The following is a 13,575-nucleotide window of genomic DNA, read 5'->3' on the forward strand; positions in this document are numbered from 1 at the left end:
GGTCAGCCGACCTTGCGGGCGAGGTCGTCCGCGAGGCCGTCCAGCACCGACCGCGCGCTCTGGCCGCCGTAGATCTCCTGGAGCGCCGACGCCCAGCTGGTCGTCGCGTCGAAGAACTGCGCCTGCGGGGTGAACTGGATCTTCGTCTGGTCGACGACCGCCTCGAAGGTCTCGATGAAGCCGGGCAGGTCCTTCATCTTGTCCCGGTAGGCGCCGTCCTGCGCGATCGACCGGCGCACCGGGTCGATGTGGTTGTGGGTGATCGCGCTCTCCCGCAGGTGTTCCTTCCCGGTCGCCCACTGGAGGAACAGCCAACTGGCGCTCTTGCGCTTGCTCTTGGCGTTCATGCCGAGCGACCAGATCCACATGTTGGTGGCGAGCGAGCCGTCCGGGCCCTTCGGCCCCGGATGGAAGGCGATCTTCCCGGACGCGGGGCTCGCGCCCTTCACCGCCTGGAAATACGCGGCCGTGTCCGCGTCGAACAGCATCCCGGCCTTGCGCGCGCCGAGGTCGCTGGAGCACTGGTACCAGGTGTACGACGTCCAGGACGGCGGCCCGCCCCGCTTCACCATCCGCGCCCAGTCCTCGGTGAAGCGCACGGCCTCGGGGCTGTTCATGGCGGGGGTGAGCTTCCCGCCCTCGACGGTGAAGTCCTTCAGCCCGTTGCGGGCGTACATCGTCATGAAGCCGGGGTGGATGGTGGCCCAGCTGCGCGACCCGCGTACGGCGATCCCGTACATGCCGTCGAAGCCGGCGCCCGGCGCCTTCCGCTTGATGGTCCCGGCGAGTTCCACCAGCTCGTCGAAGGTCTCCGCGGGCTTCAGGCCCAGCGTGCGGAACACCTCGGTGTTGTAGGCGACGACGTTGGTCTCCCAGCCCCACGGCAGCGCGTACTGCCCGCCCTGCCCCAGCGGCGCGCCCGCCTTCAGGTTCCACTGGCCGGCCTGGAGGAGGTTGGGGAAGAAGTCGTCCTGGTCCCATTCGTCGCCGGTGGCGGAGGAGTTGCGCATCCAGGGACCGAGATCCTCCAGCCACCCGGGCGGCCCGTACTGCCACACCATGTACGCGCCGAGCATGAACACGTCGTAAGAGGCGCGCCCGCTGGACAGGTCGACGGTGAGCTTGTCGAAGTAGTTGTCCTCCGGGAAGACGTCGTACTCGACCTTGATCCCGGTCTTGTCGGTGAACGACTTCAGATCGGCGAGGAGCGCGTCCGTGTAGGGATGCTTGTTCAGCAGCGCCTTGACGGTGGTGCCCCGCTCCCGTCTCCAGTCGAAGGAGCCGGTGATGTCGTCGGCGGCGGAGCCGTCGCTCTTGTTCTCGTTCCCGCCGCCGAACCCGGCACCGCAGGCGGTGAGCAGGGGCGTCGCCGCGGCGGCGGCACCGAGGGCGAGGAAGCGGCGGCGGTCGTGCACGGGCGTGTCCATCCGTGACCTCCACGAGGATCGGTCCGGTGCGGGGTTAACACGTCGAGTCGGCTCGCTAACAGAGAGTGGAACCACGGAAGTTGGCCGTCAATCCCTCGCGCAGCGGGAAATCTCAGGGCATGGTGAGAAGTTCACACGGCCGGGCGCGAAACGTGGGAGGTCCCGATGGCGGATGAGGTGTGGATCGGCGTCGACCTCGGCACCCAGAGCGTGCGCGCCCTGGCCGTCACGGGCGACGGCACGGTCCTCGGCTCCGGCGCCGTGCCGGTCACCGGCCGGCGGGACGGCGTACGGCACGAGCAGGACCCGGAGCAGTGGTGGACGGCCGTCCGCGCGGCCACCGGGGAGGCCGTGCGGACCGTCGCCGGGCGGCGCGTCGGCGGGGTCGCGGTGTGCGGCACGTCCGGGACCGTGCTGCTCACGGACCGCGCGGGACGGCCCCTCGGTCCGGCGTTGATGTACGACGACGGGCGCGCGGCGGCCGAGGCGGCCCGGTTGCGCGCGGCGGGGATCGGCGTGCAGGACACCTGGGCGCTGCCGAAGGCGCTGTGGCTGGCGTCCGCCCACGGGCCGGGCCGCATCACCCACCAGCCCGACGTGATCACCGCCCGGCTCACCGGCCGCCCGGTCCCGACCGATTCCAGCCACGCGCTGAAGACGGCGTACGACGTGAAGGCCGAGGCCTGGCCCGACGTGCCCGACGTCCCGGCACAGGCCCTGCCGGAAGTGGTCCGCCCCGGCACGGTGCTCGGGGAGGTCTGCCCGGCCGCCGCCGAGGCCACCGGCCTCCCCGCCGGCACCCCGGTCGTCGCCGGGATGACCGACGGCTGCGCGGCCCAAATCGCCTCCGGCGCGCTGGGCGAGGGTGCGTGGAACTCGGTGCTGGGGACGACGCTGGTGCTGAAGGGCGCGGCCCGCCGGCCGGTGCGGGACGGCACCGGCGTGGTCTACAACCACCGGGCCCCGGACGGAAGCTGGCTGCCCGGCGGGGCGTCCAGCGTGGGGGCCGGGGTGCTCACCGCCCGCTTCCCGGACGCGGACCCCGCCGCGATGGACCGCCGGGCGGCGGCCTTCGAACCCTCCGGCGCCGTGGCCTACCCCCTGGTCTCCCCGGGCGAACGCTTCCCCTTCCGGGCCCCCGAGGCGACCGCCCTCCTCCTCGGCGAACCCGCCTCCGACGCCGACCTGTGGGCGGCCCTGCTCCAAGGGGTCGGCCTGGTGGAACGCCTCTGCCTGGACTACCTCCACCACCTGGGCGCCCCCCTCGACGGGCCCCTCACCTTCACCGGCGGCGCCACCCGCAGCCCCTACTGGACCCAGCTCCGCACCGACATCCTGGGCCGCCCGGTCCGCCTTCCCGAACACCCCGAGCCCGCCCTGGGCATGGCGGCACTGGCCTGCCACGCGGCGACCGGAACCCCCCTGACGGAGGTCACCGACCGCATGGTCCGCATCCGTACCACCGTCCATCCGCGGCACACGGACCGCTACACCGCCCCCTACCTGCGGCTCCTGGACGCCCTGGAATCCCGCGGCTGGCTGCCGGGCCCCGTGGCGGCACATGCGCGCGGCCGGGCGGAACGGAATACTGGCGGCTCATGACCGCGACCCTCCTCCTCGCCCGCCACGGCCAGACCGTCTGGCACGCCGAGAACCGCTACGCCGGCGTCAGCGACATCGCCCTCACCGACACCGGCCGCGCCCAGGCCGAGGCCCTGGGCCGCTGGATCGGGGAGCACCCGGTCGACGCGGTGTGGACCTCGCCGTTGTCCCGCGCGGTGGCCACCGCCGAGCCCGCCTGCCGGACCCTCGGGCTCACCCCGCGCCGCGAACCGGACCTGCGCGAATGCGACTTCGGGGTCGTGGAGGGCCGTACGCTCGCGGAGTTCGCCGAGGAGAACCCGGCCCACGCGGATGCCTACCGGGCCGACCCGGTGGCCCACCCCTTCCCCGGCGCCGAGGACCCGGCCGCCGCCGCCGAGCGCGGTGCCGCAGCGCTGCACCGCATCGCGGCCGCCCACCCCGGCGAGCGGGTCCTGGTCGTCGCCCACAACACGCTGCTGCGCCTCGTGCTGTGCCGCCTGCTCGGCATCCCGCTCGCCGACTACCGCCGCGTCTTCCCGAAGCTGCGCAACGCCGCCGTCACCGAGCTGCGCCTCGACCCGGAGACCGGCACCGCGGGCCTGCTCTCGCTCAACCTCCCCACCGCGCCGGCGCCGTAAGGGGGGCTACGGCCGCCGCAGCAGCCCCCGTTCCAGCGCCACCACCACTGCCCGCGTACGGTCGTTGACGTCGAGCTTGGCGAACAGCCGCAGCAGATGCGTCTTCACGGTGGCCTCCGAGATGACCAGGCGCCGGCCGATCTCGGCGTTGGTCAGGCCGTCGGCCACCGCGTTGAGGACGTCCGTCTCGCGGGCGGTCAGCGGGTCCTGGACGGGGCGGCGCATCCGGGCGACCAGCTTCTCCGCGACCCGCGGCGCGAGGACCGTCTCGCCGCGCGCCGCCGCCTGGATCGCCTCGACGAGCTGCTCCCGGGTCGTGTCCTTGAGCAGATAGCCGATGGCACCCGCCTCCACGCCCCGCTCGATGTCCGTGTCGGTGTCGTAGGTGGTCAGGATCAGGACCCGGGTGCGCGGGTGCCGGGCGGTGATCTCGGTGGTCGTCGCGACCCCGTCCAGCACCGGCATCCGCAGGTCCACCAGGGCCACGTCCGGGTCGTGCCGGGCGATCAGCTCCAGGGCCGCGCGGCCGTCCCCCGCCTCGCCGACGATCTCGATGCCGTCCTCGCCGCCGAGCAGGGCGATCACCCCGGCCCGCATCACGGTGTGGTCGTCCACGACCACGACTCGCAGCGCTTCCCCACTCATCGCGTCCCCTCGCCGTCCGCCCGGCCGGCGACCGGAATCGTCGCCAGCACCCTCGTCCCGTCCCCGACCGAGCTGGTGACGGTGAGCCGTCCGCCCAGTTCCGCCAGCCGCTTGCGCATTCCGTCGAGCCCGAAGCCCGCCGAGTCCTCCGCCGCGAACCCGATCCCGTCGTCGGTGATCTCCAGCTCCACCCCGTACGGCCGCCGCGCCAGCACCACCCCGACCGTGGAGGCACGGGCGTGCTTGCGGACATTGGCCAGCGACTCCTGGGTGCAGCGCAGCAGCGCGATCCGGGTCTGCTGGTCGCAGTCCAGTTCCGTCAGCTCCGCTTCCACGGTGAGCCCGGTGTCCTCCGCGAAGCGGTCCAGGATCCGCCGCAGGGTCAGGGCCACCGGCCCGGCCACCGCGCCGCCCCGCCGCTGCGCGGATCCGACCAGCTCCCGTGCCTCGGCGAGGTTCTCCCGGGCGGTCGACTCGATGGAGCGCAGCTGCTGGGCGCTGCGGGCGGGGTCCGTGGCCAGCCCGGCCCGAGCCGCCTCGGCGAGTACGACGATCGACGCGAACCCCTGCGCCAGGGTGTCGTGGATGTCCCGCGCCATGCGCTCCCGCTCGTCCGCCGCCCCCTGCCGCTGGTGCGCCTCGGACAGCTGGACCTGGGTCCGCTCCAGCTCGCCGATGAGCCGGGCCCGCTCGGCGCTCTGCGCGACCACCGCGTGCGCCCACAGCCCGATCAGCACACCCACGGCGACGACGATCAGCGTGGACACCGCCGTCTCGCCGAAGAACTCCGCCGACGGTCCCTGCCGCACCCAGCCGCCGGCCAGGGTCGCGCCGGTGGCCAGGCCCAGGAACGTCATCGAGGCGCGGGGGGTCCGTCCGAACATCCAGTAGTGCGGCAGCGTCACCATGAACAGGGCCGCGTAGCTGGTGCGCAGGAAGGCGAGCCCGCCGAGGCCGAGCACCAGCACGGTGAGATAGCCGTGCGGCCGTACGACGGGGTTGTCCGGGAAGCGCACCAGGACCGCGAAGCTCAGCGCCACGGACGCGAGGAACGCGAGCGCCGCGTAGGTCGCGCCGCCGGGCCGTCCCATGAGGACGATCCCGGCGGCCATCGCCGCGAACAGCACCCAGCACACCGCGTTCCAACGGCGCAGCGAGGCGGCCCAGAAGGCGTCGGCCGAGGTTCCGGCGAGCGTGGTCATGACGATCAACGTACGCCGGCCAGCGGCGGCTCGGCGGGCTGTCGCACGGACCGGTTCGGCCGCACCGGCCACCAGGTGCGCTCGCCCAGCAGCAGCAGTGCCGCCGGCAGCAGCAGAATCCGCACCACGAACGCGTCGATCAGCACGGCCGCCGCGAGCACGAACCCGATCTGCTTCATCTCGATGATGTGCAGGAAGACGAAGCTCACGAAGACGGTCGTCATGACCACCGCGGCGCTGGTCACCACGCTCGCGGAGCGGCGGATCCCGTCGAGGACCGCCTGCCGGGTCGGTACCCCGGCCAGCACCTCCTCGCGGATCCGGCTGACCACGAACACCTGGTAGTCCATGGACAGTCCGAAGAGGATCACGAACAGGAAGAGCGGCACCCGCGACCCGATCGAGCCGGTGGAGTCGAAGGCCAGCAGGTCCTCGGCCCATGTGCCCTGGAAGACGAGCACGAGCAGCCCGAGCGCCGCCGCCGCGGACAGCAGGTTGAGGACGACCCCGAGCAGGGCGAGCACCGCCGAGCGGAACGCCCACAGCGTCATCGCGAAGGTCACCAGCAGCAACGCGCCCAGCACCAGCGGGAGTTTGGCGTTCTGGTGGGCCGGATAGTCGGTGTAGCGGGCCACGTCGCCGGTCACGCCGTACGCGGCGCCGTCGATCCGGCCGACGGCGGCGGGCAGGTACGTCCCGCGCAGCCGCTCCAGCGAGTCGTACGCCTGCTCCGAGTTCCCGAGGTGGGGCACCTTCAGCTCCAGGGCGCTGACCCGGCCGTCGGCGGAGACGCGCACCGGGGACGAGCCGCTGAACAGCGGGTCCTGGGCGGCGCGCGCGGCGAGCCGGCGCAGTGCCTCGCCGACCTCCGCGGTGCGGCCGGCGTCGGCGCGGACGACGACCTGGTGGGTGACCCGCCGGTCCGGGAACTCGTCGTTGAGCCGGTCGTAGACCTGCATGGCGGGGATCTCGCGGGAGTGCGTGTCCCGGCTCATCTCCGTGATGTGCAGCCCGGTCAGCGGCAGGGCCAGGGCGAGCAGGGCGAGGACCGCGCCGCAGAGCGTGCCGATCGGATGCCGGGCGGCGGGCCGCAGCAGCGCGGCCCAGACCCGGCCGCCGCTCTCGCCGCGCGTCCGCCTGGGCGGCCTGCCGCGTTCCGCGCGCCGCCGGGCCCGGCGTTCGGCCCGCTTGCCGAGCACGGTCAGCAGGGCGGGGAGCGCGGTCAGCGAACTGGCGACGGCGACCAGCACCACCACGACGGTGCCGGTGGCGAGCGAGGAGAAGATCACGTCGGAGGCCAGGTAGAGGGTGGCCGTGGAGGCGACGACGGCGAGTCCCGAGACCACCACGGCCCGGCCGGAGGTGGCCGCCGCCAGCTCGACCAGCGCCTCGGAGCCGAGCCGGCCTCCGTGCCGGGCGCGTTCCTCACGCTCCCGCTTCAGGTAGAAGAGGGTGTAGTCGACGCCGACCGCGAGGCCGATCATCAGGATGACGTTCGTGCCCACGCCGGTGTCGGGGGAGAGGTGCGAGGCCGTCATCGACAGTCCGATGGCGGCGGCGATCGACGACAGCGCCAGCAGCAGCGGCACGGCGGCCATGGTGAGCGAGCCGAAGACGACGAGCAGGGTGACGAGGGTGACCGGCAGCGTGATCTTCTCCGAGAGCGCCAGGTCCTCGCCGCGCTGCCGGTCGACTCCCTTGCTGATGGAGGGACTTCCGGTCTCCTCCAGCAGCAGTCGCGGATGGTCCCGCTGGACGGCCCGGGTCTGCGCGAGCAGCGCGTCGACCTTGTCCTTGGCGTCGCGTTCCTCGCCCTTCAGGGCCACCTCGACCAGCAGGGTCCGGCCGTCGGCGGAGCGTACCGGGCCGGTGACGGCCGCCACCTCGGGCAGCCGCTCCATCCGCGCGGTCAGCTCCCGGGCCGCCGTCCGGGCGGCCTGCTCGTCGAGGGCGCCGGAACGGGCGGAGATCAGCACCTGCTCGGTGGCCCGGCGCTCCAGGCCGCCTCGCGCCGCCATCGCCTCCGCCCGGCCGGCCTCGCCGACCCGGTAGTCCGCGGTGGTCGCGCTGTTCAGGCCGACGGCGCTGCCGGCCGCCAGACACAGCACCACGAACACCAGCCATCCGGCGAGCGCCCGCCAGGGGTGCCGGGCGCTGGCCCGTGCCATGCGCACAGTGAGTGAGTTCATGCCCTGAACCCTTGTCGACCAGGGCAGTCGGGGGACAGAGGTGCCCGGTGGAACCTCGTCTCCACCGATCGGTTGACCCGGAGGGTACGGAAAACCCCCGTGAGTCACGTCCTCACGGGGGTTTCCCTCCTACCGCCCGCCCGCGTGAAGGGTGAGAAGACGATCACGAGGCGGGACGACCGGTCAGGCGCTCACGGCGCCAGCAGCAGCACGTCCGCGCGGGACTTGGCGGCCTCGTAACGGCGGGCGACGTCCTGCCAGTTGACGACCTGCCACATCGCCTCGATGAAGTCGACCTTCTGGTTCCTGTACTGGAGGTAGAAGGCGTGCTCCCAGGCGTCGAAGACGAGGATCGGCGTCGAGCCCTGCCCGACGTTGCCCTGGTGGTCGTAGACCTGCTCGACGATCAGCCGGCCGCTCAGCGGCTCGTACGCCAGCACGCCCCAGCCCGAACCCTGGGTGGTGGCCGCGGCCTTCGACAGCTGCGTCTTGAAGTTCGCGAAGGAGCCGAACGACTCGGCGATGGCGTCCGCCAGCTCGCCCACGCCGTCCTTCTCCAGCGGCTCGCCACCACCGTCACCGGTCATGTTGTGCCAGTAGATGGAGTGCAGGATGTGCCCGGACAGGTGGAAGGCCAGGTTCTTCTCCAGGCCGTTGATCGAGCCCCACTGCTCCTTGTCCCGCGCCTCGGCCAGCTGCTCCAGCGTGTCGTTGGCGCCCTTCACATAGGCCGCGTGGTGCTTGTCGTGATGCAGCTCGATGATCTCCGGGCTGATCACGGGGGCGAGCGCGGAGTAGTCGTACGGCAGTTCAGGCAGCGTGTAGACGGGCATGGCGGGTCCCCTCCGACCTCTTATTGCAAGTAGCTTGCAACTACACGCTACCAACAACAAGACCGGCGGAGGTGCCGGGGCAGCAAGAAGGCCCCCGCGTGTCGCCACGTGGGGGCCTTTGCGAAAACGGGGAACCGAGGGGCCGTCAGTCGTTCTTCGCGCCCCTGCGCTGCCAGAGGTATCCGACGAGCGCCAGGAACACCGTCATACCGCCCGTCGAGTACAGCTGCACCCGGGTGCCGGGCTCCCGCGCCATCAGGACGAAGATCGCCGCCATGCCGGCCAGCGCGACCCAGGTCAGCACCGGGAACGCCCACATCCGCACGACCAGCCTCTCCGGCGCCTCGCGCTCCACCCGGCGGCGCAGCCGCAACTGCGAGACCGCGATGAAGATCCAGACGACCAGGATCACCGCGCCGATCATGTTCAGCAGCCAGGGGAAGACGTCGTCCGGCCGCCAGTAGCTGAGCAGCACGCACACGAACCCGAAGACGGAGGAGGCGAGAACGGCGATCCGCGGCACCCCGCCCGACACCCGGCCCAGCGCCTTCGGGCCCTGCCCGCGCTGCACCAGCGAGTAGGCGATGCGCGAGGAGCCGTAGATGTTGGCGTTCATCGCGGACAGCAGGGCGACCAGCACGACCACGTTCATCAGCTGGCCCGCGCCGGGGATGCCCAGGTGGTCGAGGGTCGCCACGTACGGGCCCTTCTCGACGATCTCCTTCGAGTCCCACGGCACCAGCGTCACCACGACCGCCATCGAGCCGATGTAGAAGAGGGCGATACGCCACATCGCGGTGCGGACCGCGCGCGCCACACCGCGCACCGGGTCCTCGGACTCGGCCGCCGCGATGGTGACCGTCTCCAGGCCGCCGTACGCGAACACCGAGGCGAGCAAGCCGATGACCAGGCCCTCACCGCCGCCCGGCAGGAAGCCTCCCTCGCCGGTGAGGTTCGCGGTGCCCGGCGCGTCGGTGCCCGGCAGCACGCCCAGGATGGCGAGCACGCCCAGCACCAGGAACAGCGAGATCGCGAGGACCTTCAGCGCCGCGAACCAGAACTCGAACTCGCCGAAGTTCTTCACCGCGGCCAGGTTCGCCCCGCAGAAGACGACCATGAACAGCGCCACCCACGCCCACTCGGGCGTCCCCGGCAGCCAGCCGCTGACGATCTTCGCGGCGCCGATGCCCTCCAGGCCGACCGCCGTGCACAGCAGCACCCAGAACGACCAGCCGGCCGTGAAGCCCGCCCAGGGCCCGATGGCCCGCTCGGCGTGCGCGGAGAAGGAGCCCGACGACGGATACGCGGCCGACATCTCGCCCAGCATCCGCATCACCAGCATCACCAGGAGGCCGGAGAGGGCGTAGGCGACGACGATCGAGGGGCCGGCGGCGGCGATACCGGCGCCGGAGCCGACGAACAGGCCCGCGCCGATCACGCCGCCGAGGGCGATCATCGACAGGTGGCGCTGTTTCAGGCCATGGGAGAGGGAGGCGTCCGCCTGCGGCGGCGTCTCCTGAGCGGTGCTGCTGGGCATGGGCGCGGCTCGTCCATCCAGTCGGGGGACAGGTAAAACGCCCACAGTCTGGGCGGCGGTCCCGGTCAGGGGACGTCACCGTTCACTATGCGGACGCATGGAACACGGAGTGTACGGCTCCACTCACTCGCCCCGCACCGGTTTGACAGGACACGGATTGGCGAAAACCTACAGCCTGTCCTGCCCCGCCCCACGTGACACACACGTCCCCACCTCAGTGACCGTAATCACGCTCCGGGGGGTGTCATCGGCACTCTTTGTACGCACCCCACCACAGCCGCGCTCCAGCCTTTGTCGAGCGGTAACGGTGATCGGCTTAAGGGCCCTGGGTTAGCGTCACGGTGTCCCGTACCGCCGTCACCCGCGGAGTCCCCATGAGCACCGCCACCGCCACCTCCCTCGCCCGCCCGGGCCAGGTCCTCGCCGACCTGCTCCCGGCCTCCCGCGTCCGCGACATCGCCCTCGTCGCCGGCGGTGCCGCGCTCACCGGTCTCGCGGCCCAGATCGCCGTGCCCGTGCCCGGCTCCCCGGTCCCCGTGACCGGCCAGACCTTCGCCGCGCTGCTCGTCGGCACCGCCCTCGGCGCCGGCCGCGGCTTCCTATCCCTCGCGCTGTACGCGCTGGCCGGCATCGCGGGCGTGCCGTGGTTCGCGGAGGGCGGCTCGGGCGCGGGCATGCCGTCCCTCGGCTACGTCTTCGGCATGCTGCTCGCCGCCACCGTCGTGGGCGCCCTGGCCCGCCGCGGCGCCGACCGCTCCCCGTGGCGCATGGCGGGCGCGATGCTGCTCGGCGAGGCGATCATCTACGCGGTCGGCGTGCCCTACCTGGCCCTCTCCCTCGACATGTCCGCCTCCGCGGCCATCGCGGCCGGCCTCACCCCGTTCCTGATCGGCGACGCCCTGAAGGCGGCCCTGGCGATGGGCCTGCTGCCCGCCGCCTGGAAGTTCGCGAACAAGCGCTGACAAGCGCCGACAAGCGGCTGGCAAGCGCTGACACCGCCGGGCATCCAGGCCCTGGCCGGTACGAGAGAGGTTCGCCGGGTCGTACGACGACCGCCCGGCGAACCTCTCTCGCGTCCCGGGGTCTCACATCCCTTCGCCCCCAGCCGTCAGCTCTCCCCGCGCCGCCGCGCCCCCACACTCCGGCCGCGCCCACCGCGACCAGGACCGCGCCGGCCGCCGGCCTGGTCGCCGCGCTGCGCGAGGTGCACGCCCGGGGCGTCCTGCACCACGACATCAAACCCGGCAACGTGCTGGCCGGGCCGGACGGCCGGCGGATCGTCCTCACCGACTTCGGCATCGCCGCCATCCAGGACGCCAAGGCGCTCACCATGGTCGGCATGCTGGTCGGCTCGCCCGACTACATGGCCCCCGAGCGCGTCCCCGGCCGCCCCCAGGGCCCGCCGTCCGACCTGTGGTCCCTCGGCGCGACCCTGTGCGCGGCCCTCGCCGGGCACTCCCCGTTCGCCCGCGACACCACCCTGGCGACCCTGCACGCCGTCCTCCACGAGGAACCCCGGCTCCCCGCCGCCGCGGGCCCGCTGTACGACCTGCCGGCCGCCCCTGGAGGAGACCGAGTTCCGCGGCCATCAGGCGGTGGTCTGGGAGTACACGTTCACGCTCGACGGCGTCCCCTGGCACGCGCGGCTCCTCGGGTTCACCGCGCGGGGGACGTCGTACCAGATGAACACGTGGTAACCAGCCCCGGACGGAGGCGGAGGCACAGCGCGTCCACGAGGACGTGAAACGGGGCTTCACCGTGCTGTGAGACGCGCTCCGAGCCGGGCTGGAAGAGGAAAGGGCCCCGCGGCGCGACGCCGCGAGGCCCTGGAGGTGTCGTACGACCGGGATCAGCCGGCCGCGACCTCGTCCCGCTCCCGCTCGCGGTCCCGGCCGGACCCGAGCTTCTGCCGGACCACGGCGATGGCCAGCACCACCGCCGCCACCAGCAGCGACAGCAGTACGGTCCGGCGGCCGTCGTGCTCGGTGTCGGTCAGCATGTAGCCGAGGACGAAGACGATCAGCGCGGCGGTCGCCCACGTCAGGTACGGGTACAGCCACATCCTCACGACCAGCTTCTCCGGCGCCTCCGCCTGGATGATCTTCCGCATGCGCAGCTGCGAGAAGCAGATCACCAGCCACACGAACAGCGCGACGGCACCGCTGGAGTTCACCAGGAACAGGAAGACGGAGTCCGGGAACTTGTAGTTGAAGAACACGGCCACGAACCCGAAGACCACCGACACCAGGATCGCGGTGCGCGGCACACCCTTCTCGGTCGTCCGCGCGAAGGACTTCGGCGCGTCCCCGCGCTCACCGAGCGAGAAGGCCATCCGGGAGGCCGTGTACAGGCCGGAGTTGAGGCAGGACAGCACCGAGGTCAGCACGATGAAGTTCATGATCTGACCGGCGTGCGCGATGCCGAGCGAGTCCAGCGCGGCGACGTAGGAGCCCTTGTCCTGGATGGACTTGGAGTCCCACGGCAGCAGCGAGACGACGACGAGGATCGAGCCCAGGTAGAAGACGGCGATACGCCAGATGATGCTGTTGGTCGACTTGGTGACGGCCCGCTGCGGGTCCTCGGACTCGCCGGCGGCCAGGGTCGCGATCTCGCTGCCCATGAAGGAGAAGACCACCAGCAGCACACCGGTGAGGATCGCCCCCGGCCCGTTGGGCAGGAAGCCGCCGTGCTCGGTGAGGTTGGACAGGCCCGCCTGCTCGCTGTCGACGCCGGGGAGCACGCCGAACACGGCGAGGCCGCCGATGACGATGAAGGCGCCGATGGCGACGACCTTGATGCCGGCGAACCAGAACTCGAACTCGCCGTAGGAGCCGACGGACACGAGGTTGGTGCCGGTGAGCACCACCATCACGATGAGCGCCCAGGCCCACTGCGGTACGGCGGGCACCCAGCCCTCGAGGATCACGGCACCGGCGGTCGCCTCGACCGCGAGGACCACGACCCAGAAGAACCAGTAGAGCCAGCCGATGGAGAAGCCCGCCCATGGGCCGAGCGCGCGGTCGGCGTGCGCGGAGAAGGAGCCGGAGGTCGGGTTGGCGGCCGACATCTCACCGAGCATGCGCATCACCAGCACCACGAGCGTGCCGACGAGCGCGTACGACAGGAGGATGCCGGGACCGGCGGTGGCGATACCGGAGGAGGACCCCACGAAGAGTCCGGCACCGATGACACCGCCGATGGCGATCATCGACAGATGGCGGTTCTTGAGCCCTGCCTGGAGTCCGTTGCCGGAACCGGGATCGCCGGTTCCTCCGGGGCCTCCGTGGCCGTTGTCGGCCTTCGTCAGGGTCGGCTGCGAAGTCATGGGACGGATTCCTTTGCGCCGGAATGATCGATTCCCGTACGAGCGGCGTACGAGTCGGACCAGTGAATCCAAGGTGGACGAATTCGTGAACCTTTGAAACCGGATTGTTACTTGAGGTTTTCCTGAGGTTCAGTGGTCCGGCTCACACTTTTTCGCGCCGACACCCCGCCCTGCTGCCCCGCGACGCGCATGTCA

10 protein-coding genes and 1 pseudogene are annotated in these 13,575 nt (G+C 71.9%); 4 read left to right on the top strand and 7 right to left on the bottom strand.

What is annotated here, in order from left to right; genetic code table 11:
• Window positions 1–2 precede the first annotated feature (2 nt).
• Window positions 3–1,427, bottom strand: coding sequence for an ABC transporter substrate-binding protein (locus tag ACIG0D_RS02280; RefSeq protein WP_399795747.1), 1,425 nt, complete (start codon window positions 1,425–1,427; stop codon window positions 3–5).
• 165 nt (window positions 1,428–1,592) lie between these two features.
• Between ACIG0D_RS02280 and ACIG0D_RS02285 the strand changes: the two genes are divergently transcribed.
• Both ACIG0D_RS02285 and ACIG0D_RS02290 read left to right on the top strand, forming a co-directional pair.
• On the top strand, window positions 1,593–3,029 hold the full coding sequence (locus tag ACIG0D_RS02285; RefSeq protein WP_399795748.1) for an FGGY-family carbohydrate kinase: 1,437 nt from the start codon (window positions 1,593–1,595) through the stop codon (window positions 3,027–3,029).
• Entirely contained in the window at window positions 3,026–3,649 is a 624-nt protein-coding gene (locus tag ACIG0D_RS02290; protein ID WP_399795749.1) for a histidine phosphatase family protein, read from the top strand. The genes ACIG0D_RS02285 and ACIG0D_RS02290 overlap by 4 nt, the downstream gene beginning before the upstream one ends.
• Window positions 3,650–3,655: 6 nt before the next feature.
• On the opposite strand, the gene ACIG0D_RS02295 is transcribed toward ACIG0D_RS02290, so the two are convergent.
• From ACIG0D_RS02295 to ACIG0D_RS02315, 5 genes are all read right to left on the bottom strand, one after another.
• Entirely contained in the window at window positions 3,656–4,294 is a 639-nt protein-coding gene (locus ACIG0D_RS02295) for a response regulator (protein WP_399795751.1), read from the bottom strand.
• On the bottom strand, window positions 4,291–5,496 hold the full coding sequence (locus tag ACIG0D_RS02300; RefSeq protein WP_399795753.1) for a sensor histidine kinase: 1,206 nt from the start codon (window positions 5,494–5,496) through the stop codon (window positions 4,291–4,293). The genes ACIG0D_RS02295 and ACIG0D_RS02300 overlap by 4 nt, the downstream gene beginning before the upstream one ends.
• 5 nt (window positions 5,497–5,501) lie before the next feature.
• Complete coding sequence (locus ACIG0D_RS02305) at window positions 5,502–7,685, bottom strand: MMPL family transporter (protein ID WP_399795755.1); 2,184 nt, start codon at window positions 7,683–7,685, stop codon at window positions 5,502–5,504.
• Between the two features lie 191 nt (window positions 7,686–7,876).
• Entirely contained in the window at window positions 7,877–8,518 is a 642-nt protein-coding gene (locus ACIG0D_RS02310; protein ID WP_399795757.1) for a superoxide dismutase, read from the bottom strand.
• 145 nt (window positions 8,519–8,663) lie between these two features.
• The gene (locus ACIG0D_RS02315; protein WP_399795759.1) at window positions 8,664–10,055 is read right to left on the bottom strand and encodes an amino acid permease; all 1,392 of its coding nucleotides are present in this window, start codon (window positions 10,053–10,055) and stop codon (window positions 8,664–8,666) included.
• Window positions 10,056–10,429: 374 nt separating this feature from the next.
• Here ACIG0D_RS02315 and ACIG0D_RS02320 point away from each other — a divergent pair, with 374 nt between their 5' ends.
• Window positions 10,430–11,017, top strand: coding sequence for a biotin transporter BioY (locus ACIG0D_RS02320; protein WP_399795760.1), 588 nt, complete (start codon window positions 10,430–10,432; stop codon window positions 11,015–11,017).
• 218 nt (window positions 11,018–11,235) lie between these two features.
• Window positions 11,236–11,607, top strand: a pseudogene (locus ACIG0D_RS02325) (protein kinase); the annotation flags it as partial.
• Window positions 11,608–11,904: 297 nt separating this feature from the next.
• Here ACIG0D_RS02325 and ACIG0D_RS02330 read toward each other — a convergent pair.
• Complete coding sequence (locus ACIG0D_RS02330; protein WP_399795761.1) at window positions 11,905–13,380, bottom strand: amino acid permease; 1,476 nt, start codon at window positions 13,378–13,380, stop codon at window positions 11,905–11,907.
• Window positions 13,381–13,575 lie beyond the last annotated feature (195 nt).

Source organism: Streptomyces sp. NPDC052773 (assembly GCF_044547145.1).
GTDB lineage: Bacteria > Actinomycetota > Actinomycetes > Streptomycetales > Streptomycetaceae > Streptomyces.